The organism is Streptomyces sp. V3I7, from assembly GCF_030817495.1.
In the GTDB taxonomy this organism is placed as follows: domain Bacteria; phylum Actinomycetota; class Actinomycetes; order Streptomycetales; family Streptomycetaceae; genus Streptomyces.
In genome coordinates this window covers 4,737,054-4,760,265 of the sequence record NZ_JAUSZK010000001.1, presented here as the reverse complement: position 1 = coordinate 4,760,265, position 23,212 = coordinate 4,737,054, and the positions used below count along the sequence as shown (strand labels likewise).

Annotated in this window: 23 protein-coding genes; 4 read left to right on the top strand and 19 right to left on the bottom strand. The window is 72.4% G+C overall.

All coding sequences use genetic code 11. The features are described 5' to 3' along the window. Positions 1-4: 4 nt before the first annotated feature. From QFZ74_RS22355 to QFZ74_RS22290, 14 genes are all read right to left on the bottom strand, one after another. The gene (locus QFZ74_RS22355) at positions 5-3,046 is read right to left on the bottom strand and encodes an AAA family ATPase (protein WP_307622591.1); all 3,042 of its coding nucleotides are present in this window, start codon (positions 3,044-3,046) and stop codon (positions 5-7) included. A gap of 131 nt (positions 3,047-3,177) precedes the next feature. Continuing rightward, positions 3,178-3,447, bottom strand: coding sequence for a hypothetical protein (locus QFZ74_RS22350; protein WP_307622590.1), 270 nt, complete (start codon positions 3,445-3,447; stop codon positions 3,178-3,180). Positions 3,448-3,660: 213 nt separating this feature from the next. Next, entirely contained in the window at positions 3,661-4,257 is a 597-nt protein-coding gene (locus QFZ74_RS22345) for a hypothetical protein (RefSeq protein ID WP_307622589.1), read from the bottom strand. Between the two features lie 35 nt (positions 4,258-4,292). Further along, positions 4,293-4,889, bottom strand: coding sequence for a GNAT family N-acetyltransferase (locus QFZ74_RS22340; protein ID WP_307622588.1), 597 nt, complete (start codon positions 4,887-4,889; stop codon positions 4,293-4,295). A 121-nt stretch (positions 4,890-5,010) separates the two neighbouring features. Further along, positions 5,011-5,406: a hypothetical protein gene (locus QFZ74_RS22335; protein WP_307624244.1), complete on the bottom strand. Its 396-nt coding sequence runs from the start codon at positions 5,404-5,406 to the stop codon at positions 5,011-5,013. A gap of 143 nt (positions 5,407-5,549) precedes the next feature. After that, positions 5,550-7,064 (bottom strand): Asp-tRNA(Asn)/Glu-tRNA(Gln) amidotransferase subunit GatB, encoded by a 1,515-nt coding sequence (gene gatB / locus QFZ74_RS22330; protein WP_307622587.1) that lies wholly within the window; start codon positions 7,062-7,064, stop codon positions 5,550-5,552. A 15-nt stretch (positions 7,065-7,079) separates the two neighbouring features. Beyond that, a complete protein-coding gene (locus QFZ74_RS22325) occupies positions 7,080-7,322 on the bottom strand; it encodes a hypothetical protein (protein WP_307622586.1) in 243 nt (80 codons plus the stop codon). Further along, entirely contained in the window at positions 7,319-8,812 is a 1,494-nt protein-coding gene (gene gatA, locus QFZ74_RS22320; RefSeq protein ID WP_307622585.1) for an Asp-tRNA(Asn)/Glu-tRNA(Gln) amidotransferase subunit GatA, read from the bottom strand. The genes QFZ74_RS22325 and gatA overlap by 4 nt, the downstream gene beginning before the upstream one ends. Positions 8,813-8,818: 6 nt before the next feature. Then, positions 8,819-9,115, bottom strand: a complete 297-nt coding sequence (gatC, locus tag QFZ74_RS22315; protein ID WP_018531282.1) for an Asp-tRNA(Asn)/Glu-tRNA(Gln) amidotransferase subunit GatC — start codon at positions 9,113-9,115, stop codon at positions 8,819-8,821. A gap of 360 nt (positions 9,116-9,475) precedes the next feature. Then, the gene (locus QFZ74_RS22310; RefSeq protein WP_307622583.1) at positions 9,476-11,740 is read right to left on the bottom strand and encodes a bifunctional diguanylate cyclase/phosphodiesterase; all 2,265 of its coding nucleotides are present in this window, start codon (positions 11,738-11,740) and stop codon (positions 9,476-9,478) included. Positions 11,741-12,008: 268 nt separating this feature from the next. Further along, a complete protein-coding gene (gene ligA, locus QFZ74_RS22305) occupies positions 12,009-14,201 on the bottom strand; it encodes an NAD-dependent DNA ligase LigA (protein WP_307622582.1) in 2,193 nt (730 codons plus the stop codon). Between the two features lie 15 nt (positions 14,202-14,216). Then, positions 14,217-15,224: a methionine synthase gene (locus QFZ74_RS22300; protein ID WP_307622581.1), complete on the bottom strand. Its 1,008-nt coding sequence runs from the start codon at positions 15,222-15,224 to the stop codon at positions 14,217-14,219. A gap of 74 nt (positions 15,225-15,298) precedes the next feature. Further along, the gene (locus QFZ74_RS22295) at positions 15,299-15,997 is read right to left on the bottom strand and encodes an SDR family oxidoreductase (RefSeq protein WP_307622580.1); all 699 of its coding nucleotides are present in this window, start codon (positions 15,995-15,997) and stop codon (positions 15,299-15,301) included. Positions 15,998-16,015: 18 nt separating this feature from the next. Beyond that, on the bottom strand, positions 16,016-16,555 hold the full coding sequence (locus QFZ74_RS22290) for a TIGR00730 family Rossman fold protein (RefSeq protein ID WP_307622579.1): 540 nt from the start codon (positions 16,553-16,555) through the stop codon (positions 16,016-16,018). Positions 16,556-16,606: 51 nt separating this feature from the next. On the opposite strand from QFZ74_RS22290, the gene QFZ74_RS22285 reads away from it, so the two are divergent. Together QFZ74_RS22285 and QFZ74_RS22280 are read left to right on the top strand one after the other, a co-directional pair. Further along, positions 16,607-16,930: a DUF427 domain-containing protein gene (locus tag QFZ74_RS22285; protein ID WP_307622578.1), complete on the top strand. Its 324-nt coding sequence runs from the start codon at positions 16,607-16,609 to the stop codon at positions 16,928-16,930. A gap of 37 nt (positions 16,931-16,967) precedes the next feature. Continuing rightward, positions 16,968-17,747, top strand: a complete 780-nt coding sequence (locus tag QFZ74_RS22280) for an alpha/beta fold hydrolase (RefSeq protein ID WP_307622577.1) — start codon at positions 16,968-16,970, stop codon at positions 17,745-17,747. 29 nt (positions 17,748-17,776) lie between these two features. Here the strand turns inward: QFZ74_RS22280 and mnmA are convergent, their stop codons facing one another. Continuing rightward, complete coding sequence (gene mnmA, locus QFZ74_RS22275) at positions 17,777-18,907, bottom strand: tRNA 2-thiouridine(34) synthase MnmA (protein ID WP_307622576.1); 1,131 nt, start codon at positions 18,905-18,907, stop codon at positions 17,777-17,779. A gap of 100 nt (positions 18,908-19,007) precedes the next feature. On the opposite strand from mnmA, the gene QFZ74_RS22270 reads away from it, so the two are divergent. Beyond that, positions 19,008-19,649 carry an N-acetylmuramoyl-L-alanine amidase gene (locus tag QFZ74_RS22270; RefSeq protein WP_307622575.1) on the top strand — a complete coding sequence of 214 codons (642 nt, stop codon included), beginning with the start codon at positions 19,008-19,010 and terminating at the stop codon, positions 19,647-19,649. 41 nt (positions 19,650-19,690) lie between these two features. Here QFZ74_RS22270 and QFZ74_RS22265 read toward each other — a convergent pair whose 3' ends face one another. The 3 genes from QFZ74_RS22265 to QFZ74_RS22255 form a co-directional block, all read right to left on the bottom strand. After that, positions 19,691-20,854, bottom strand: a complete 1,164-nt coding sequence (locus QFZ74_RS22265; RefSeq protein WP_307622574.1) for a cysteine desulfurase family protein — start codon at positions 20,852-20,854, stop codon at positions 19,691-19,693. An 83-nt stretch (positions 20,855-20,937) separates the two neighbouring features. Next, entirely contained in the window at positions 20,938-21,204 is a 267-nt protein-coding gene (locus QFZ74_RS22260) for a DUF4190 domain-containing protein (protein WP_307622573.1), read from the bottom strand. A 45-nt stretch (positions 21,205-21,249) separates the two neighbouring features. Further along, complete coding sequence (locus QFZ74_RS22255; RefSeq protein WP_307622572.1) at positions 21,250-21,429, bottom strand: hypothetical protein; 180 nt, start codon at positions 21,427-21,429, stop codon at positions 21,250-21,252. Between the two features lie 132 nt (positions 21,430-21,561). Here QFZ74_RS22255 and QFZ74_RS22250 point away from each other — a divergent pair, with 132 nt between their 5' ends. Beyond that, the gene (locus QFZ74_RS22250) at positions 21,562-22,200 is read left to right on the top strand and encodes a TetR family transcriptional regulator (protein ID WP_307622571.1); all 639 of its coding nucleotides are present in this window, start codon (positions 21,562-21,564) and stop codon (positions 22,198-22,200) included. Positions 22,201-22,346: 146 nt separating this feature from the next. On the opposite strand, the gene QFZ74_RS22245 is transcribed toward QFZ74_RS22250, so the two are convergent. Beyond that, positions 22,347-23,207, bottom strand: coding sequence for a thioesterase family protein (locus QFZ74_RS22245; RefSeq protein WP_307622570.1), 861 nt, complete (start codon positions 23,205-23,207; stop codon positions 22,347-22,349). Positions 23,208-23,212 lie beyond the last annotated feature (5 nt).

Below are 23,212 nucleotides of genomic sequence, written 5' to 3'. Positions count from 1 at the left end.
GTTCCTAGGGGTGGCGCGTGCTCGGCGCGGGTGGGAAGAGCCCCAGCCGGTGCGCCACCGCGGCCGCCTCTCCGCGCCCCGCGACGCCGAGCTTGCCCAGGATGTTCAACACGTGGACGCTCGCGGTCTTCGGGGAGATGAAGAGTTCCTCGGCTATCTGGCGGTTGGTGCGGCCCGCTGAGACCAGGCGGAGCACGTCGTGTTCCCGGCTGGTCAGGCCGAGGGCCTCGGCGGGGCCGAGGGCGGGCTCCGGGGCGGAGGTCAGCGTGAGCCGGGCGCGCTGGGCGAGCAGCGCGACGGCGTCGCCGAGCGGGCGGGCGCCGAGGTGGTCGGCGACGGCACCTGCGAGCCGGAGCAGTTCCTTTGCCCGTTCGCGTGCGTCGTCGCCACCCCGCGCCACCAGGGACTGGGCGAGGCGGTGGCGGACGCGTGCGAGGTCGTGGGGCCGCTCCAGGCGCTCGAAGGCGGTGACCACCTCCGACCAGGTGTCCGGGGTGTCCTTCCCCTGGGCGCGGTCGAGTTCGGCGCGGACCCAGGCCTCGTGGGCGAGCCAGACCGGTGCGTCGGTGGTGAGTTTCTTGGCGGTGTCGAGGAGGCGGTCGAGGAAGGCCGCGCGGCCCGCGGCCGCGGCGGGCAGGGCGCGGGCGTCGGCCTCGGCGGTCGCGGCGGCCAGGAGCAGGGGCCAGGCGAAGCGGTGGGTGCCCGGCGGAAGGCCGGCGTCCAGGGCGCGGGTGAGTTCGGCGCGGGCGTCCGGCATGCGGCCCTCGCCCGCGGCCAGGTCGACGGCGATACGGGCCACGGGCAGCCGGTCCTGGGGCTGGGGCGCGTGCGAGCCGAAGTGGTGCCGGGCGGTCGCCAGTTGGCGAGCCGACTCGGCCATTTCGCCTCGCCTGACGGCGAGATGGGCCAGAAGCATGGCGCCCACGCCCCGGGGCCGACTTCCCGCCCCACGTCGACCGGCGTTCTCCGCGGCCCGGGCGGCCTCTTCCCATCGCCCGAGGGAGTACAGCGACTCGGAGAGGTTGGCCCACGTCCAGGCCTCGGTTCCCACCAGGCCGAACTTCCGCGCGAAGCGGATCCCTTCCTCCAGGAGGGGGACGGCCTCCCGGGAGCGGCCGATCAGTTCGAGCTCGGCGGGCAGGTTCACATAGGCGCGGCCCGCGACATATGTGAAGCCCTCCTGGATGGCCTGCTCCTTGCTGTGGCTCAGCTCGGCGATGCCTTTCTCCACATCGCCGGCGGCGACCATGAGACAGCCGAGTGTGATGCGCCCGTTCAGCTCGATCTCGCGGGCGCCGACCATGCGCGCGTACTCCACGGCCCGCTCGGCGGCGGCGAGGGCCTGCGGGCCCGGTTCGTGCAGCATCGACCAGCAGGCCGCGCTGCCCAGCACCTCGGCGTGCACTTCCGACGGGGGCAGGCCGCGTACCAGTTGCCGGGCGGTGGCCAGTTCGTGCCGTCCGTCGCCGCGGCCCAGCGCCTCGATCAGGGTGGAGCGCTGGGTCCAGAACCAGGCGGCGCGCAGAGGGTCGTCCTCGCTCTCCAGCAGGTGCAGCGCGCGCTTGGTGATTCTCAGGGCCTGTTCGCGCTCCCCACACAGTCTTCCGGCGAGGACGGCCTCCGCCATCAGGTCGAGGTAGTGCAGCGGGGTCGTGGCGGGGTCACAACCGCAAGGGGCGTGGACCTCGGTGAAGTCGGCGGGGCGCAGTACGGCCCGTACGTCCTCGGGCGCGGCGTCCCATAGCTCCATCGCCCGCTCCAGGAGCCGCAGTTGCTCGCTGTGGGCGTGCCGTTGGCGGGCGACGACGGAGGCGTCCAGGACGGCGGGCAGTGCCTTGGCGGGGTCGTGGGCGCGGTACCAGTGGCTGGCCAGGCGCATGACGTACGTGTCGGCTGGTACGAGCGCCGGCTCGGCCTCCAGGGCTTCGGCGTAGTGGCGGTTGAGGCGGGAGCGCTCGCCGGGCAGCAGGTCGTCGGAGACGGCCTCGCGGACCAGGGAGTGGCGGAAGCGGTAGCCGTCGCCGCTGGGCGCGGCGGCGAGGATGCCGGCGTTCGCGGCGGCCCGCAGCGCCTCGATGAGGTCGTCCTCGGGGAGCCGGGCGACGGCGGCGAGAAGCCGGTGCTCGACACTGGAGCCGCCCTCGGCGACGATCCGGGCGACCCGCTGGGCGGGCTCGGGCAGCGCCTCGACGCGGACGAGGAGCAGATCGCGCAGGGAGTCGCTGAGGCCGGTGCGGCAGCCCTCGTGGGCGGCGACGGCGAGTTCCTCCACGAAGAAGGCGTTGCCGTCGGAGCGTTCGAAGATCTCGTCGACCTCGGCCGGGTCCGGTTCGGCGGCGAGGATGCCGGCCATCTGGCGGGCGACCTCCTCGCGGTCGAAGCGGGCGAGTTCGACGCGGCGGACGGTGCGCAGCCGGTCGAGTTCGGCGAGGAGGGGACGCAGCGGGTGGCGGCGGTGGATGTCGTCGGAGCGGTAGGTGGCGACGATGACGAGCCGGCCGGTGCGCAGGGTGCGCAGCAGGTAGGCCAGCAGGTGGCGGGTGGAGGCGTCGGACCAGTGCAGGTCCTCCAGGGCGACGACGACCGTGCGGTCGGCGGCGAGCTGTTCCAGCAGGCGGGCGGTGAGTTCGAAGAGGCGGGCCGTGCCCTCCTCGTCGTGCCGGCCCGCCGCCCTGATGGGCACGGCGTCGCCCAACTCGGGGAGCAGCCGGGCCAGTTCCTCCTCCTGGCCGGCGGCAGCGGCGGACACCTCGCCGGGCAACGCACGGCGCAGGGCACGCAGGGCGCTGGCGAACGACGCGAACGGCAGCCCGTCGGCGCCGATCTCCACACACGCACCCTGGGCGACGACAGCTCCCCGACGCCTCGCCGCGAGGGCGAACTCCTCGATCAGACGCGTCTTTCCGACGCCCGCCTCCCCGCCGACGAGCAGCGCCTGCGGCTCCCCCACGGCGGCACGGGCGAGTGCGTCGTTCAACGTGCCCAACTCCTGGGCACGGCCGACGAACACCGGACTGACGGCTCTGGTCTGCACAGGCCCGAGCATCGCACGCGGGCCCGGAGACGCGGCAGACGTTTTCCACAGCCCGGGTCGACTTGTCGTACTACCGGACCGGATCGCTGCCGCACGGCCGCCGATGCCGTCGCCGTCGCCGTCGCCGCCCCTGCCCCGCGCGCTCACGCGGTGCGGGGCGACCGGCGGCGCGAACGGGGACGAGACGGGTCGGCCGGATGCTCGGGATCGGCCGCGGCCCCGGAGGCAGCCGCGGGCCCGGAGGCGTCCGCGGTCCCGGAGGCGTCCGCGGTCCCGGAGGCGTCCGCTTCACGCGCGGCTGCCTCGCGGCGGGCCTCGCCCCGGCGGCGTACGGCCTCACGGGCCAGGCGGTGCTCCTCGGCCCGGCGCCGCAGCTCGGTGGCCTGGATGCGGTGCGGTTCGTACTCGGTCATGACAGTCCCCCACGAGACGCGAAGCGGTGGAAGCGTCGCTTGGCGCGACGTCCTCACCTTCGTCTCCCAGGCGGGGGTGCCACATCGGGCGGCTTCCGCATCTTGGGGCGTCAGGCGGGCCCCGGACACGCCTAAGGGGCCTCAAGGCGCCCCGTAAGGTGCTCACGGGTTGCCTAAGGCCCCTTATGGCCTGCGGTGCTGCGGGAAATCGCGTCAGCTGGGGATCGGCAGCCCGAGCAGGACGTCGGAGTACTTCAGGGCGGCCAGGAGCAGGCCGATGACGCCGAGCGAGACGCCCGCCCAGGCCACCGACTTGATCCACGGCGCCTGCGGCCGGCCGGGTGCGCCGAACGCCGGCCGGACCAGGACGACGACGCCGGTGACCAGAGCGGCCAGGGCGAAAACGCCGGCCCACAGGGCGGTGGCGTGCCAGGCGTCGCCGTACACGGCCTTCACCTGCGCGGCGACGTTCGCGGTCGACGCGGTCTTCAGCTGGCCGATGAGGTTCTGGCGCGCGGCGGCGACGGTGCCGATCCAGCCGCCGGTGAGCGAGACGAGGCCGAGTCCCGCGGAGACCACGGCGCCGGCGCCCTGGCCGACGCCGGTCGGGACCGCCGCCTCCTCGGGCGCCTCGTCGGTGTCCGCGACGTCCTCGGCCCGCGTCGCCTCGTCGGTTCCGGCCTCGGCCGGGGTGGTCTCCGCGACCGTCTCGTCGCGCTGCGCCTGGGTGGTCTCCTTCTCGGTGCTCGTTGCCTCGGCGTCCTTGGACTCGATGCCGGTCTCGGTTACGTCAGCAGTCTTCGTACCCATGCCCCGCACCGTACGGACGCTGTCTGAGAGCTCTCTTAATGATCGCCGGTGACGGCCGCGCCCTCGATGCGCGCGCTACGCGCGCGTGCCGCTCGCCAGTCCGGCGCGAGCACCGACCACACCTCGATGTCGTGCCGGACGCCCTGGTGGGCGTGGCTCTCACGGAGCACTCCGTCCCGCCGCATGCCGAGACGGCGGGCGACGTTGACGCTCGGCGTGTTGCCGGACGCGGCGTACCACTCCACCCGGTGGATTCCGCGTTCGTACACCGCCCAGTCGATGAGCACCCGGACCGCGCGCGTGACGAGCCCGCGTCCGGTCGCGGCGGACTCCAGCCAGCAGCCCACCTCGCAGTTGCCCCGCTCCAGGTCGAACGTGCGGAAGAGCACGCCGCCGACGAGTTTCCCGTCCAGCCAGATCCCGTGCATGCTGCCGCTGTCGGCGGCGCGCTTCTCGGCGTACGCGGTGAGCACGGCCCGTGCGGAGGGTACGTCCGTCTCCCGGGCCCCGAAGGCGATGAACCGCCCGATGAACTCCCGGCCGCGGTCGAGGTGCGCGAGGAACTCCTCGGCGTGCCAGGGCTCCAGGGGGCGCAGTTCGGCGCCGTCGACACCCAGGGATCTCGCGTACATATGACGTGCTCCTTATCGAACTCCTTTACGACGCCATAAAGCGTCTCATAAAACGCACAGCCGCACGTCAGGGGCCCTTCGGAGGAGCTCGGGAGGGAGACGGCGGAGAGCGCGAGGCGCGTCAGTCGAACTGGTCGCCGAGGGCCATGACCATCGCCCCCGCGATCAGCAGCCACAGGGCCCGGCGGGTCCGGCCGCGGGAGCCGAGGACGGCGGCGAGCGCGCAGACGGCGGCGCCGAGGGCGTAGGCGGCGGGGACCAGGGCGGGGGCCGAGCCGGTGAGACGCAGCAGTGCCGCGGCGAGACCCGCGAGGGACAGCAGGGCTCCGGTGCCGATCGCGGCCCAGCGGGCCCGCCGGGCGTCCTCGACGAGTTCCTCGGACTCCTCGGACCCCTCGCTCGCCCCGCTCTCCTCAGACCCCTCCAACTCCTCGACCGCACCAGGCACTTCGGCCTCCTCGGGACCGGCCTCCTCGGCTGTCCCGGGGTGTGCGTCGGAGTCAGCGCGTCCTCTCATGCTCATGGCGGGCGAGCGTAGTACGTGGGTTCGGCGCACCGGTGCGGGGATCCCGGGCGGCGGCCGTTCCGCACACACCTGGGGGGATGCATCGGCGACGATGCATCCCCCCAGGGCTACCACTCCAAGCCGGAGCCGCTGGCTCAGCCCTCGCTGACGCCCAGCTTCTCCAGGATCAGCTCCTTGACGCGGGCCGCGTCGGCCTGGCCGCGGGTGGCCTTCATGACCGCGCCGACCAGGGCGCCGGCCGCGGCCACCTTGCCACCGCGGATCTTGTCGGCGATGCCCGGGTTGCCGGCGATGGCCTCGTCGACGGCCGTGCCCAGCGCCGAGTCGTCGGAGACGACCTTCAGACCGCGCTTGTCGACGACCTCGTCCGGGGTGCCCTCGCCCGCGAGGACGCCCTCGATGACCTGACGGGCCAGCTTGTCGTTCAGGTCACCCTTGACGACCAGCTCGGTGACCCGGGCGACCTGCTCGGGCGTGATGGCCAGCTCGTCGAGCGCGACGCCCGACTCGTTGGCGCTGCGCGCCAGTTCGCCCATCCACCACTTGCGGGCGGAGGCGGCGTCGGCGCCGGCCTCGATCGTGGCGACGATCGGGTCCAGCGCACCGGCGTTGAGGATCGCCTGCATCTCGGTCCCCGAGACGCCCCACTCCTCGCGGAGCCGGTTGCGGCGGACCAGCGGCAGCTCGGGCAGCGCGGCGCGGATCTCCTCGACCCACGCGCGCGGCGGGGCCACCGGGACCAGGTCGGGCTCCGGGAAGTACCGGTAGTCCTCGGCCTCCTCCTTCACGCGGCCCGAGGTCGTGGAACCCGTGTCCTCGTGGAAGTGGCGGGTCTCCTGGACGATGCTGCCGCCGTCGTTCAGTACGGCGGCGTGCCGCATGATCTCGAAGCGGGTCGCGCGCTCGACGGACCGCAACGAGTTCACGTTCTTGGTCTCGCTGCGGGTGCCGAACTTCTCGGCGCCCTTGGGCATCAGCGACAGGTTGACGTCGCAGCGCATCTGGCCCATCTCCATGCGGGCCTCGGACACGCCGAGCGCCCGGATGAGTTCGCGCAGCTCACGGACGTACGCCTTCGCGACCTCGGGGGCACGCTCGCCGGCACCGGTGATCGGCTTGGTGACGATCTCGATGAGCGGGATGCCCGCGCGGTTGTAGTCCAACAGGGAGTGGGTCGCGCCGTGGATGCGGCCCGTGGCGCCGCCGACGTGCGTCGACTTGCCCGTGTCCTCCTCCATGTGGGCGCGCTCGATCTCCACGCGGAAGGTCTCGCCGTCCTCCAGCTGTACGTCGAGGTAGCCGTTGAAGGCGATCGGCTCGTCGTACTGGGAGGTCTGGAAGTTCTTCGGCATGTCCGGATAGAAGTAGTTCTTCCGGGCGAAGCGGCACCACTCGGCGATCTCGCAGTTCAGCGCGAGACCGATCTTGATCGCCGACTCGACGCCGATCGCGTTGACGACCGGGAGCGCGCCGGGCATGCCGAGGCAGGTGGGGCAGGTCTGCGTGTTGGCGTCGGCGCCGAGGGCGGTCGAGCAGCCGCAGAACATCTTGGTCTTGGTGCCGAGTTCGACATGGACCTCGAGGCCCATGACGGGGTCGTACGAGGACAGCGCGTCCTCGTACGACACCAGGTCGGTCGTGATGGTCACGGTGAAACTTCCCTCTCAGCCCAGCAGGACGTCGTCGTCGCCGAGCCGCTTCAGCTCGCGGTAGAGGATCGCGAGGCCGGTGGCGATGGCGACGGCGGTCGCGGTGGCGTCGATCAGACGGAGCGTGTCCTTCTCGGCACGGGCCTTCTTGATCTGCTTGGCCACGTTGACCGCGCCGAACGCGGTGGTGGCCATGGACACGTACATCCCGGACTTCGACTTCTTGAAGCCCTTGGCCTTCGACAGTGCGTTGCTCATAGCGACGGAGCCTCCTCAAGCAGCGGGTGACCCCACTGTTCCACGAAGGCGGCCTCGACAGCGGCACCGACCTTGTACAGACGGTCGTCCTGCATCGCCGGGGCGATGATCTGCAGACCGACCGGGAGGTTGTCCTCCGGGGCGAGACCGCAGGGCAGGGACATGGCCGCGTTGCCCGCCAGGTTGGTCGGGATGGTGCACAGGTCGGCCAGGTACATCGCCATCGGGTCGTCGGCGCGCTCGCCGATCGCGAAGGCGGTGGTCGGCGTGGTCGGCGAGACGATGACGTCGACCTGCTCGAAGGCCTTCTGGAAGTCGCGCGTGATGAGCGTGCGCACCTTCTGGGCCGAGCCGTAGTAGGCGTCGTAGTAGCCGCTGGACAGGGCGTACGTGCCGAGCATGATGCGCCGCTTGACCTCGTCGCCGAAGCCGGCCTCACGGGTGAGGGAGGTGACCTCCTCGGCGGAGTGCGTGCCGTCGTCGCCGGTCCGCATGCCGTAGCGCAGGCCGTCGAAGCGGGCGAGGTTGGAGGAACACTCGGACGGCGCGATCAGGTAGTACGCCGAAAGGGCGAGGTCGAAGGACGGGCAGTCCAGCTCGACGATCTCGGCGCCCAGCTCCTTCAGCATCTCGACGGACTCGTCGAAGCGCTGGATGACGCCGGCCTGGTAGCCCTCGCCGCGGAACTGCTTGACGACGCCGACCCGCATGCCCGCGACGCTGCCGTTGCGGGCGGCCTCGACGACCGGCGGGACCGGGGCGTCGATGGAGGTGGAGTCCATCGGGTCGTGGCCGGCGATGACCTCGTGCAGCAGCGCCGCGTCCAGGACCGTACGGGCGCAGGGGCCGCCCTGGTCCAGGGAGGACGAGAACGCGACCATGCCGTAGCGGGAGACCGCGCCGTACGTCGGCTTGACGCCGACCGTGCCGGTGACGGCGGCGGGCTGGCGGATGGAGCCGCCGGTGTCGGTGCCGATGGCGAGGGGAGCCTGGAAGGAGGCGAGCGCGGCGCTCGACCCACCGCCGGAGCCACCGGGGATCTTGGTCAGATCCCACGGGTTGCCGGTCGGCCCGTAGGCGCTGTTCTCGGTGGAGGACCCCATGGCGAACTCGTCCATGTTGGTCTTGCCGAGGATGACGACGTCGGCGTCCTTGAGGCGCTTGGTGAGCGTCGCGTCGTACGGCGGGATCCAGCCCTCGAGCATCTTCGAGCCGACGGTCGTCGGGATGCCCTCGGTGGTGAAGATGTCCTTGAGCGCGAGCGGGACGCCGGCCAGCGGGCCGAGCTTCTCGCCGCGGGCGCGCTTGGCGTCGACGGCGCGGGCCTGCGCGAGCGCGCCCTCGCGGTCGACGTGCAGGAAGGCGTGCACCTTCTCGTCGACGGCGTCGATCCGGGCCAGGTGGGCCTCGGTGACCTCGACGGCCGTGAGCTCGCCGGAGGCGATCTTCTCGGCGGTCTCGGCCGCGGTGAGCTTGATGATGTCCGTCATGACTTCTTAGTCCTCCCCCAGGATCTGCGGCACCTTGAAACGCTGCTGCTCCTGGGCCGGGGCGCCGGAGAGCGCCTGCTCGGGGGTGAGCGACGGACGGACCTCGTCGGCCCGCATGACGTTCGTCAGCGGGAGGGGGTGCGAGGTCGGCGGTACGTCTTGGTCGGCGACCTCGCTGACGCGGGCGACCGCGCCAATGATGTCGTCCAGCTGGCCGGCGAAGTGGTCGAGTTCTTCGGGCTTCAGCTCCAGACGCGCCAGCCGGGCGAGGTGGGCGACCTCCTCGCGCGTGATGCCAGGCATGCAGCGATCCTCAGGGGTGAGTGTGTGCGGTTTGGGCCAATCCTATGGGGCCGGGCCCGGTGCCCGTGCAACGGTTTGCCGAGCAGCGGCCGACGAAGCGGCGCGAATCGGACCCGGCGACCGGGCCCGTCCCTCCTGGGAAGGGGGTCCGTCAGCCCGTCGGACACGGTCCCTCGGTGTCGGACATGGCCCGCAGCCTCGGACACAGGCCGTCGGTTCGCCGGACGCCGGTCCGCCAGCCTCGGACGCGTGTCCATCGATCGCCGGAGACGGCCCCCTCAGCCTCGGACGCGGGGCCGCCGGTCGTCAGACACAGGCCCGTCAGCCGCCGGGCACAGCTCCCCCAGCGCCGGGCACAGGTCAGTCGTCGGACGCCGCGGCCGGGAGTGCCGCGTGGGGGCGTTGCCAGCCGCGTGAGCCACGGGCCCGTAGCCATGCCGTCGTTTCCTCGGGGGGCATCGCCGCGGCGACCAGCCAGCCCTGTACGGCGTCGCAGCCCAGGTCCCGCAGGCGTTCCCAGGTCTCGTCGTCCTCGACGCCCTCGGCGACGACGAGCAGGCCGAGCGAGTGCGCGAGGTCGACGGTGCAGCGCACGATCTCCGCGTCCTCCGTGTCCACGGCCAGCCGGGCCACGAACGAGCGGTCGATCTTCAGCTCGCTGACCGGCAGCCGGCGCAGGTGGACGAGGGAGGAGTAGCCGGTGCCGAAGTCGTCCAGGGACATCTTCACGCCGTGCCCGGACAGGGCGGCGAGGGTGTCGGCGGCGCGGGTCGGGTCCTCCAGGAGGACGTGTTCGGTGATCTCCAGCTGGAGGGCCCCGGCCGGGACGCCGTGCCGGGCCAGCCGCGCGGCCACCGAGCCCGCGAAGCCCGGGGTGTGGACGTCGCGCGGGGAGACGTTGACCGCGACCGGCACCCGCAGCCCCTGCGCGCGCCACGCGGCGACCTGGCCGAGCGCGGTCTCCAGCACGTACTCGGTCAGATGAGGCATCAGTCCCGACGACTCGGCTATCGCTATGAACTCGTCGGGCGGAACCCTCCCACGCTCGGGGTGCACCCAGCGGACCAGCGCCTCCAGGCCCGCGACCTGTCCGTCGAAGCGGACCTTGGGCTGGTAGTGCAGCTGCACCTCGTGCGCGTCGAGCGCGCGCCGCAGGTCGCCCAGCAGGCCGAGCCGGTCAGGGGTGTTGGAGTCCCGCTTGGACTCGTACACCTCGACGCCCGTACGGTCCCGCTTCGCCTGGTACATCGCCACGTCCGCGCGGCGCAGCATGCCCTCGGCGTCCAGCGCGTGGTCCGGGAAGACGGCGACACCGGCGCTGGCCTCCAGTACGAGGGTGAGTCCGTCGAGGTCGAGCGGCGAGCTGAGCGCGGTGACGAGCCCGCGGGCGATGCGGATCGCGGAGGTCGTGGAGTCGGCGATGGGCAGCAGTACGGCGAACTCGTCGCCGCCGAGCCGGGCCGCCTCCGCGCCGCGCGGCAGGGCGAGGCGCAGCCGGTCGGCGATCTGGAGGAGCAGCCGGTCGCCGGCGAGATGGCCGAGGGTGTCGTTGACCGAGCGGAAGCGGTCGAGGTCGATCAGCATGAGGGCGGCGCGGGCGTCGACGCGTTCGGCCTCGTCGAGGGCGGTCCAGATGCGCTCCAGGAGCCACTGCCGGTTGGGCAGCCCGGTGAGCGGGTCGCGCAGTTGCTCCTCGGCGCGGGCGCGGGCGATCCACAGGGTGGAGTCGAGGGCCATCAGCGGGATGGAGAACAGCGGGAGCAGCACGGGCTGGGCGACGGCGACCACGCAGACCAGCGGGGCGATGCCGAGCAGCGCGACGGCGACGAGGCCCTGTCTGACCAGGGCGGTGCGGGCGATGGTGGGCAGTCCGCCGCCGCGCGGGGTGTGCAGGTACCACAGCAGGGTGCGGGTGACCGCGAGGTAGGCGGCCGCGACCAGGACGACCTGGGGGATGGCGGCGGCCGTCCAGAAGTCCGGGTGCCAGGGGGCCTCGACGGTGGGGACGTTGCCGAAGGCGCCGAGCAGCAGGGCTCCGGCGCCGGTGCCGAGGATGTCCACCGCGCCGTGCAGGATGCCCTGCCGCCAGCGGTGGCGGCGGGCTACGCCGACCAGGACGACGACGGTGAGGCTGACCATGCCGGCGGGCACCCAGCCGTACAGCAGGAGGACGGCGAGGGTGAGGGCGGCGCCGGAGCCGGTGCCGCCCCACCAGCGGGCGTGACCGAGCATGACGAGGTGGCCGACGATGATGCCGGTGAGCACGGCCAGGGCCCAGCCGACGGCGCCGGAGGGGAACAGGGCGCGGTTCCCGCCGAGGGCGCTGACGAAGCCGGCGCCCAGCGCGAATCCGGCGACGGCGATGACGCCCGCGGGCAGGGCGGGCCAGGCCAGTCGGCGTTCGAGTCCGGAGTCCGGCAGCGCGGGGGCGCCCTGACGGGCCGTCGGTGCGGGGCCGTGCGCGGCGATCGCGGCGCGCGGCACGGCCGTTCGCCCTCGTACGCCGCCCGGTGCGCGGCGCGCGCGGGCCGTCGCCCGCGCTGTCCAACGGCTCCCCCGCCATGCCGCCGCTCTGCGGCACAGGCGCAGCCGTGAGCCCGGGGCGGCGCTCTCCGTCGGTTCCATTCCCGTCCCTCTCACAGCAGGCGGTGCCCACGCCATGCGGCCCGATGCCCGGCGGCCATCAGCGGCCTCGCGGGAAAATCCTTCCCCCTGTTCCTCAACGGCCCTGAGTGAACAGGGGGATGCCCCGACCGCGGCCGGGCACGGCGGGCGCACCTCTCAACAGTAGGCCGCGGACGGCTTCCACGGGCAGCGGTCGCCGACGGTCGCCCGAATACACCCCGGCCACCCGTATGCATCTGATATGCACCGAACGGGTGGCCTTCAACCGCTACTCCCCGGTCGGCAGGGCGACTTCGGCCGCCGCCTCGGGCCCCTGCTCCAGCAGGACGGCGAAGCCGTCCTCGTTCAGGACGGGCACCTTCAGCTGCATGGCCTTGTCGTACTTCGACCCCGGGTTGTCACCGACGACGACGAAGGACGTCTTCTTGGAGACGGATCCGGTCACCTTCGCACCGCGGCTCTGCAGCGCGTCCTTGGCGCCGTCCCGGGTGAACTTCTCCAGGGTTCCGGTGACGACGACGGTCAACCCCTCCAGGGGGCGCGGGCCTTCGTCCTCGCCGCTGGCCTCGTCCTCCAGCGGGACTCCGGCGGCCTTCCACTTGCGGACGATCTCGCGGTGCCAGTCCTCGGCGAACCACTCCTTGAGGGCGGCGGCGATGATCGGGCCGACGCCGTCGGTGGCCGCCAACTCCTCCTCGGTGGCCTGCTCGATGCGGTCGATGGAGCGGAACTCGCGGGCGAGCGCCTGGGCGGCGACCGGTCCGACGTGCCGGATGGACAGGCCGTTGAGGAAGCGGGCGAGAGGGCGCTCCTTGGCGGCCTCGATGTTCTTCAGCAGCGCGAGGGTGTTCTTCTTCGGCTCGCCCTTCTGGTTGGCGAAGACCGTGACGACCTTCTCCTCACCGGTCTTGGGGTCGCGCTTGGGCAGCCCGCTGTCCTGGTCGAGGACGTACGCCTTGATGGGGAGCAGCTTCTCCACGGTGAGGTCGAACAGGTCGCCCTCGTCGACCAGCGGCGGGTCGGCCGGCTCCAGGGGGCGGGTGAGCGCGGCCGCGGCCACGTCGCCGAAGTGCTCGATGTCCAGGCACTCGCGGCCGGCGAGGTAGGAGACGCGCTCCCTCAACTGGGCCGGGCAGGTACGCGCGTTGGGGCAGCGGAGGTCGATGTCGCCCTCCTTCATGGCCCGCAGCGGCGTCCCGCACTCGGGGCACTCGGCCGGCATCACGAACTCCCGCTCGGTGCCGTCGCGCAGGTCGACCACCGGTCCGAGGATCTCCGGGATGACGTCACCGGCCTTGCGCAGCACCACCGTGTCGCCGATGAGCACGCCCTTGGCCTTGACGACGTCCTGGTTGTGCAGCGTGGCGAACTCGACCTCGGAGCCCGCGACCGTGACCGGCTCGACCTGGGCGTACGGCGTGACGCGCCCGGTGCGACCGACGCCCACCTTGATGTCGATGAGCTTGGTGTTGACCTCCTCCGGCGCGTACTTGTACGCGATGGCCCAGCGCGGGGCGCGGGCGGTGGAGCCGAGGCGGCCCTGGAGCCGGATCTCGTCGAGCTTGACGACCACGCCGTCGATCTCGTGCTCCACGGAGTGGCGGTTCTCGCCGTAGTACGCGATGAACTCCCGTACGCCGTCGAGGCCGTCGACGACGCGGTTGTGCGTGGAGGTGGGCAGGCCCCAGGTCTTCAGCAGGTCGTACGCCTCGGAGAGCCGGGTGAGTCCGTCGAAGCCCTCCAGGGCGCCGATGCCGTGGACGACCATGTGCAGCGGGCGGGTGGCGGTGACGCGCGGGTCCTTCTGGCGCAGCGAACCGGCCGCGGCGTTGCGCGGGTTGGCGAAGGGCTTGTCGCCGGCCGCGACCAGCCGCTCGTTGAGTTCGAGGAACTTCTCCATCGGGAAGTAGACCTCGCCGCGGATCTCCACGAGGTCGGGCACGCGGTCGCCGTGCAGCCGGTCGGGGATGTCGGCGATCGTACGGACGTTGGGCGTGATGTCCTCGCCGGTGCGGCCGTCGCCGCGGGTGGCCGCGCGCGTGAGGCGGCCGTGCTCGTAGGTGAGGTTGACGGCGAGGCCGTCGACCTTGAGCTCGCACAGGAAGTGGTAGTCCTGGTCACCGAGTTCACGCGCGACGCGGTCGGCCCAGGCGGCGAGTTCCTCGTCGTCGAAGGCGTTGTCGAGGGACATCATGCGCTGGCGGTGCTCGACCGCCGTGAACTCCGTCTCGTACGCCCCCGCGACCTTCTGGGTCGGCGAGTCGGGCGTACGCAGTTCGGGGTGTTCCTCCTCCAGCGCCTCCAGGTCGCGCAGGAGCTTGTCGAACGCCGCGTCGCTGATGACGGGGGCGTCCTTGACGTAGTACCGGAAGCGGTGCTCCTCGATCTGCTCAGCGAGCTGCGCGTGCTGCTCCCGTGCCTCGGCGGGCACCGTCGTCTCCGCTTGCTTGTCGCCGGCCACCGTGTCGTCCTCCCGTTACTCAGGGTTGTCCGCGAGGGATCTCGCCGCCCGGACGCACTGGGCCTGGGCCTTGCGGGCGTACGCGGGGGAAGCGCCCGCGAGTCCGCACGACGGCGTGATGGTGACCGCGTCCGCGAGAAGCCCCGGATGCAGTCCCAGCCTGCGCCACAGCGTCCTGACACCCATGACGCTACCGGCAGGGTCTGACAATGGGCCGTCCGTGGCGGGCACGACACCGGCGAACAGCCGCGTACCGCCCTCCACCGCCTCGCCGAGCGCGTCGTCGTCACGTTCGGTGAGGAGCGAGAAGTCGAAGGAGACGCCGTCGGCGCCGGCCCGACGGAGCAGGGCGAACGGGACGTCCGGCGCGCAGGAGTGGACGACGCGGGGGCCGCTCGTGTGCACGCCGAGGGTGTCCCGGAGGGTGGCCTCGACGACCTGGCGGTCGACGGCCCGGTGGGTGCGGTAGCCGCTGGCGGTCGGCACCTGGCCGCGGAGCACGGCGGTGAGCGAGGGCTCGTCGAGCTGGAGGGCGAGCTCGGCGCCGGGCACGCGGCGCTGAACCTCGTCGAGGTGCAGGCGCAGGCCCTCCCCGAGCGAGGCGGCCAGGTCGCGGCAGGCGCCGGGATCGGAGAGGACGGCCTGGCCGTTCTTCAGCTCCAGGCTCGCCGCCAGCGTCCAGGGACCGACGGCCTGCACCTTCAGCGGGCCCTCGTAGCCCTGGGTGTACTCCTCCAGGGCGTCGAGGTCCTCCCCCAGCCAGGACCGCGCCCGCTTGGTGTCGCGGCCCGGCCGGTCGCCGATCCGCCATCCGCTCGGCTCCACGCGCGCGTACAGCTCGACGAGCATCCCGGCGGTGCGCCCGATCATGTCGGCGCCGGGCCCGCGGGCCGGGAGTTCGGGCAGGTACGGGAAGTCCTCGAAGGTCCCGGTGACGGTCTTGGCCGCCTCCCGGGTGTCGTCACCTGGCATGGAGCCGACGCCGGTGGCGGCACCGAACCTGAACTGCCTGTTTTCGCTCACCCGCAAAGATTACGTAACCCTGCGGGGGTCGACTCAACAGCGGTCCGCGCGGCCCGGTTCGGGAGCGGGCGGTGTCAGCGTCCCGGGCGCACCGTCAGGTCGTTGATCTCCGCGTCCCGGGGCAGGTCCAGGGCGGTGAGGACGGTGGTCGCGACCGACTCGGGGTCGATCCACTGGGAGGCGTCGTAGTCCTTGCCCTCCTGCTGGTGGACCTTGGCCTGCATGGGGCTCGCGGTGCGGCCGGGGTACACCGAGGTGACGCGGACCCCGTTGGGATGCTCCTCCTGGCGCAGGGAGTCGGCGAGGGCCTTGAGGCCGTGCTTGGAGGCGGCGTACGCCCCCCAGCCGGCGTGGGCGTTCAGGCCGGCGCCGGAGTTCGCGAAGACCACGTGGCCGCGGGCGGCGCGGAGCTGGGGCAGGAAGTGCCGGGTCAGCTCGGCGGGGGCGATCAGGTTGACGTTGAGCTGGTTGCGCCAGGACTTGGGGGTCGTCTCGCCCACTTCGCCGAGTTCGACAACCCCGGCGAAGTGCAGCAGCGAGTCCACCTGGTCGGGCAGCGTCTGGTGGGAGAAGGCCCAGGAGAGCTTGTCCGGGTCGGAGAGGTCACCGACCAGGGTACGGGCGCCGGGGAACTGCTCCGCCAGTTCCTTCGCGCGGCCGGCGTCGCGCGCGAGGAGGACGAGGTCGTCCCCGCGCGCGTGGAGGCGGCGGGCCACGGCCGCGCCGATGCCGGAACCCGCCCCGGTGATCACATGAGTAGCCATGCGCCTCATGGTCGCATCAGCGGATCCTCACACGGTGCCCAGGCTCTCCTCCAGGTAGGCCAGCGCGCCCACCGGCTCCTCGGCGAAGAACACCAGGTCAGTGAGCGCACGGGGCAGGAAGCCCTCGTCCTCCATGCGGCGGAACTGCTCCTTGAGGCCGTCGTAGAAGCCGGCCGTGTTGAGCACCACCACGGGCTTGTCGGTGTGGCCGTGCTTCTTCAGCTCCAGGATCTCGGTGGCCTCGTCGAGCGTGCCGGTGCCGCCCACCATGACCACCACCGCGTCGGCCTTCTCCAGCAGCAGCCGCTTGCGCTCGGCGAGGTCGGCGGCGATGACCATCTCGTCGGCGCCGGGCCGCGACTTTTCCGCCAGGAAGCTGACCGAGACGCCGACCAGCCGGCCGCCCGCCTCCTGCATGCCGTCGGCGACGACCTTCATCAGACCGACGTCGGAGCCACCCCAGACCAGGGTGTGGCCGCCCTTTCCGATCAGTTTCGCGAACTCGCGCGCGGGGCGCGTGTAGCGGTCGTCGAGGTCGGCGGCGGAGAGGAAGACACAGATATCCATGAGCGACACCGTACGCGGGAAGAAGCCGGGGCCCGCGGGCGCTTTTCCGATATGACCCAAGGACACACGATCACGATCGAACAGGGCGAGCAGCACGTGCGTGTGAAGCACGGGGACCAGGTGCTCGCCGACACCCACCGCCCCCTGCTGCTGCACGAGACCGGCGCTCCCGTGCGGTACTACATCCCGGCCGAGGACGTGCGCCTCGACCTCCTGACCCCGTCCGGGACCCACACCGTCTGCCCCTTCAAGGGCACGGCGTCCTACTGGTCCCTGCCGGACACCCCGGACCTCGCCTGGGCCTACCCGGCCCCGAAGGACGGCGTCGCCCCGATCAAGGACCACCTGTGCTTCTACGAAGCGGAGGTGTCGTAACCCGATATGTCCGTACCGGGTGGCAGTCTCCACAGGCATGGACAAGCAGATCATTTCCCGCGACGGCACCCTCATCGTGCACGACCTCACCGGTGAGGGCCCGGCGGTCATCCTGGTGAGCGGCGCGATGGCGACGGGGGCCACGATGGCCCCGCTCGCCGCGCGGCTCGCGGACCGCTTCACGGTCATCGCCTACGACCGCCGGGGCCGCGGCGAGAGCGGCGACACGGCGCCGTACGCCGTGGACCGCGAGGTCGAGGACCTGGCGGTGCTGATCGAGGCGGCGGGCGGTGAGGCGGCGCTCTACGGCGTCGGAGCGGGCGGAGCGCTGGCGCTGGAGGCGGCGGCGAGCGGGCTGCCCGTCCGTCAGGTCGCGGTGTACGAGGCACCGTTCTCCGACCACAAGGACGGCGGCAGGGAGCGCGCCGAGTACGTCCGGCGGCTGGCCGAGGCCCTCGGAGAGGACCGGCGCGGGGACGCGGTGGAGCTATACCTCCGGCTCACCGGCATGGCCGAGGAAATGATTCAGCGCGCCCGTTCCTCGCCCCTGTGGGCCGACATGGAGTCGCTCGCGCCGACCCTGTCGTACGACGCCGGCGTGATGCGCGACGGGCTGCTGCCCCGGGAACGGGTCGTGGTGATCGCGGTGCCGGTGCTGGCCATGGCGGGCGGCGCCAGCTCCCCGTGGCTGCACGCGGCCGCCCGCGACGTCGCGAACCTGGCCCCCCAGGGGACGTACCGCCTCCTGGAGGGCCAGACCCGCATGGTCGACCCGGATGTGCTCACGCCGGTGCTGACGGAGTTCTTCGCGGACTAGAGCCGGACAGGCTTTGGCGCGTCCGCGCGTCAGACCGCCGCGGCTTCCGCGCGCGTGGTCGTCGCGATCGTCGCCGAGCCCACCACGCGCGTGCCGTCGTACAGGACGATGGCCTGGCCGGGGGCGACGCCGCGGACCGGCTCGGTGAAGGCGACGCGCAGCTCGCCGTCCACGAGTTCCGCGGTCACCTCGGTCTCGCCGCCGTGGGCGCGCAGCTGGGCCGTGTACGTGCCGGGGCCCGAGGGGGCGGTGCCGCACCAGCGGGGCTTGATCGCGGTCAGGGCCGTGACGTCGAGGGCGGCGGCCGGGCCGACCGTCACCGTGTTGTTCACCGGGGAGATGTCGAGGACGTAGCGCGGCTTGCCGTCGGGGGCCGGGGTGCCGATGCGCAGGCCCTTGCGCTGGCCGATGGTGAATCCGTACGCGCCCTCGTGGGTGCCGATCTTGGCGCCGGACTCGTCGACGATGTCGCCCTCCGCCTTGCCGAGGCGGTTGGCGAGGAAGCCCTGGGTGTCGCCGTCGGCGATGAAGCAGATGTCGTGCGAGTCGGGCTTCTTGGCCACGGCGAGGCCGCGCCGCTCGGCCTCGGCCCGGATCTCCTCCTTGGTGGTGACGGTGTCACCGAGCGGGAAGAGCGCGTGGGCGAGCTGCTTCTCGTCCAGGACGCCGAGGACGTACGACTGGTCCTTCGCCATGTCGGAGGCGCGGTGCAGCTCGCGGCTGCCGTCCTCGTTCACGATCACCTGGGCGTAGTGGCCGGTGCAGACGGCGTCGAAGCCGAGGGCGAGGGCCTTGTCCAGGAGCGCGGCGAACTTGATCTTCTCGTTGCAGCGCAGGCACGGGTTGGGGGTGCGGCCCGCCTCGTACTCGGCGATGAAGTCCTCGACGACGTCCTCGCGGAAGCGGTCGGCGAGGTCCCAGACGTAGAACGGGATGCCGATGACGTCCGCGGCGCGGCGGGCGTCGCGCGAGTCCTCGATGGTGCAGCAGCCCCGCGCGCCGGTGCGGAACGACTGCGGGTTCGCGGAGAGCGCTAGGTGGACGCCGGTCACGTCGTGGCCCGCCTCGGCCGCGCGGGCCGCGGCGACGGCGGAGTCCACGCCGCCCGACATGGCGGCGAGAACGCGGAGGGGGCGAGTGCGCTGCGGGGTGTCAGTCATAACCCTTTCAGGGTACGGGGCGCGGGAACCGGGAGCCGCGCCCGTCCGTTGACGATCACACGGGGCGCAGCAGGCGGGGCGGAACACACGGGGGGATGCGATGAGTGACTCGGACCGGCGGATCGGGCGCCGGGCGCTGATCATCGGCGGCGCGGCGGCCGCGGTGGGGACGGCGGTGCTGGCCCGGGACGAGCTGTCCCATCTGTGGTGGCGGCTGCCGGGGGTGGAGAAGCCGCGGGTGGCGGGCGCGGTCGACTTCCGGGGTGCGCGCTGGGTGGCGGCGTCCCCGGGGAACTACCGGCGGGCGGACCGGCCCGACGACTATCCGATCGACCGGGTCGTCATCCATGTCACCCAGGGCGGCTACGACAGCGCGGTCAAGGTGTTCCAGGACCCGGCGCACGCGGCGGCCGCGCACTACATCGTCCGCAAGGACGGCCGGGTCACCCAGCTGATCCGCGAGCTGGACGTGGCGTTCCACGCGGGCAACCGGGAGTACAACGAGCGCAGCGTCGGCATCGAGCACGAGGGTTTCGTGGAGGACGCGTCGTCCTTCACGGACGCGATGTACGCCGCGTCCGCGCGGCTGACGGCGGCGATATGCGGGCGGTACGGCATATCCGCCGACCGGGAGCACGTCGTCGGGCACGTGGAGGTGCCGGGGACCGATCACACGGACCCGGGGCCGCACTGGGACTGGGACCGGTACATGCGGCTGGTCGCGCGGGCCCCGCGGGCCTGACGCGCCGGCCGGTCCGGCGCCTGTCGCTCGGCCCGCCGCCGTTACGTCAGCCCGGCCGCGCGCGCCCGCTCGACCGCGGGGCCGATGGCCTGCGCCACCGCGTCGACGTCGGCCTTCGTGGAGGTGTGTCCGAGGGAGAAGCGCAGGGTGCCGCGGGCCAGGTCCGGGTCGGTGCCGGTGGCGAGGAGGACGTGGCTCGGCTGGGCGACGCCCGCGGTGCAGGCGGAGCCGGTGGAGCACTCGATGCCCTGGGCGTCGAGGAGGAGGAGCAGGGAGTCCCCCTCGCAGCCGGGGAAGGTGAAGTGGGCGTTGGCGGGGAGGCGGTCCACGGGGTCGCCGCCGAGGATCGCGTCCGGAACGGCCGTGCGGACCGCGTCGATCAGGGTGTCGCGCAGGGCGCCGATCTCACGGGCGAACCACTCGCGCTGCTCGGCGGCCAGCCGGGCGGCCACCGCGAAGGAGGCGACGGCCGGGACGTCGAGCGTGCCGGAGCGGACGTGGCGCTCCTGCCCGCCGCCGTGCAGTACGGGCACGGGGGTCTGGTCGCGGCCGAGGAGCAGGGCGCCGATGCCGTACGGCCCACCGATCTTGTGGCCGGAGACGGTCATCGCGGCGAGGCCGGACGCGGCGAAGTCGACGGGCACCTGGCCGAAGGCCTGGACCGCGTCGGCGTGCAGCGGCACGCCGAACTCGGCGGCGACGTCGGCCAGTTCACGGACCGGCATGAGTGTGCCGATCTCGTTGTTGGCCCACATGACCGTGGCCAGGGCGACGTCGTCCGGGTTGCGGACGATGGCCTCGCGCAGCGCCTCGGCGTGGACGCGTCCGTACCGGTCGACGGGGAGGTACTCGACGGTGGCGCCCTCGTGCTCGCCGAGCCAGTGGACGGCGTCCAGGACGGCGTGGTGCTCGACGGGGCTGGCGAGGATGCGGGTGCGGGCCGGGTCGGCGGCGCGCCGGGACCAGTACAGGCCCTTGACCGCGAGGTTGTCGGCCTCGGTTCCGCCGGAGGTGAAGACGACCTCGCTGGGGCGGGCGCCCAGCGCTTCCGCGAGGGTCTCACGGGACTCCTCGACCATGCGGCGGGCCCGCCGGCCGGAGGCGTGCAGCGAGGACGCGTTGCCGGTGATGCTCAACTGGGCGGTCAGCGCCGCTGCCGCCTCCGGGAGCATCGGAGTGGTCGCGGCGTGGTCGAGGTATGCCATGGTGAGCCCGATTCTACGGGGGCCCACCACGGCACGGATCGACGGTCACACCACTGGCCTCAGGCGCCCCTGAGGCCACGGAACTAGAAGCTCCAGGACACCGTCTGGTCGGCCTGGACGAACGCCGCCAGGACCACCAGGTCGGCGAGGCCCAGGATGAGGCCGAGCAGGGCGCGGCCGCGGCGGGCGGTCCCCCGCCACAGGGCTACGCCGGCCAGGACGACGGCGATGGGGCCGAGGACCAGGTTGAGGACGAGCAGGCCGAGGAGCCCGAGGATGAACGACGCGACGGCCATCCCGTCGGCGTCGCGCGGGGCGGTGCGACGGTCGGCCGGTGCGGTGAGGTGCATGGTGGTCAACTCCCGGCGGTCGGGTCGATGGATGTGAATCGAGGGCTACTTGACCGGCACGGCGCGGGCGCGGGCCCGCTGCCGGGCGTGGCGCTCGCGGAGCGCGAAGACACCGAGCCAGACGGCGATGACGGCCGCGGCGACGGCGGTGACGGACAGCGGCGCGTGAGCGACGGAGCCCAGGACGACTCCGAACAGCAGGAGCGCGGCGACGATGAAGAGCATGGGATGCGATCCCCCCTCCGAGATACTCGCAAAGCGTGTCGGTGAACGGTTGTAGTAACAACTGTTCACTGACTCTGAGTCTAGCGCGCTCACGGCTTTTCAATTACGGAGAACAGTTGTTAACTGGATGACATGAGTCACACCGTGGGCATCCGCCAGGCCCAGAAGCAGAAGACCCGACGGGCGCTTCTCGACGCGGCGCTCGAGCTGCTGGAGGACCAGAGCCTGAGCAGCCTGGGCCTGCGCGAGGTCACCCGCGCCGCCGGCATCGCCCCCACCGCCTTCTACCGGCACTTCCACTCCACCGCCGATCTCGGCGTGGCCCTCGTGGAGGAGGCGCTGGGCAGCCTGCACCCGATGGTGCGCACCACGGTGTCCATGTCCGACGACGAACGCATCCCGCACGCCGTGCGGTTGATCGCCCAGCACGTGCGGAGCCACCCCGCCCACATCCGTTTCATCGCCCGCGAACGGCACGGCGGAGTCCAGCCCGTACGGGACGCGATCCGCGCGCAACTGTCGCGGTTCGCACGGGAGTTGAGCGATGAGCTGAGCAACGGCCCGGCGGTCGCGGACTGGACCGGCGACGACCTGCTGATGCTCGGCCACCTCTACGTCGACCAGCTGCTCAGCACCGCGTCGCTCTTCATGGAGGCGCTGGAGACCCCGGACGGGACGGAGCCGTCGGCCGAGGAGTGGGAGCGCGTCGCCCACGCCGCGACCCGCCAGCTACGGCTGATCCACATCGGAAGCCGGCACTGGCTGGACTGACCGGCGACGACGCACAGCACAGACGTACGACCACGAACGCACAACAACACAGCCGTACAACACACAGGGGCGGCGCACCCGTTGGATCGGGTGCGCCGCCCCTGTCGTACAGAACCCCTGGCGGGGTCGCGGCGGTTGGGCGTCGCTCAGCCGAGCCTGACCCGGGCCAGCTGGCGGGACTGCGCGACCAGCCGGTCGGCGCTGTCCCAGACCTCGGCGTCCTCCTCCAGGAAGCCGCCGGCCAGGTTGCGGGTGGTGATCGACACCCGTAGCGGGCCCGGCGCCGGGCGGTGGCGTACGTGCACGGTCAGCTCGACCGTGGGCACCCAGCCGGTCAGGCCCATCTCGAAGGCGGTCGGCGGCAGGGCGTCCACCGCGAGCAGCAGCGAGAGCGGGTCGGCCTCACGGCCGTCCGCCAGCCCGAACCAGGCGCGCATCTCGCCCTTGCCGGACGGGGAACCGAGCGCCCAGCCGAGGGTGGACGGGTCCAGCTTGAGCATCAGCCGGTCGGTGATGGCGGAGCTGCCCTTGACCGGGCTCGGGCCGTCCTGGGGACCGAAGCACTGGTCCATGGGCGGGATCGCCGGCGGCGTCGCGGTCGTACGGACGTCGTCGGGGAGGGCGTCGAGGTCGCCGTAGGAGGCGAGGACGCGGATCCGCTCGACCTCGGCGCCCTGCTCGTCGTACTGGAAGAGGGAGGCCTGGCCGGTGGAGAGGGAGCGGCCGGTGCGCACGGTCTCGGTGCGCACGACCGCGGGGCCCGGCTGGGACGCCGTCAGGTAGTGCGCGGAGATCGTGAACGGGTCGGAATGCGGGAGCGTCTCCGCGAGGGCCCGGCCGACCACGGCCAGCAGATAGCCGCCGTTGACCGCGCTGATGATCGTCCAGCCGGCCGAGAGGTCGATGTCGTAGACGCCGGGCTCGCGGCGGGTGAGTGCCGTGTCCCGGTCGAACTCGCTGTCGCCGATGACGGCACGCGCGTCGGATGCGATAGCTGCTTCTGGCATGCGTG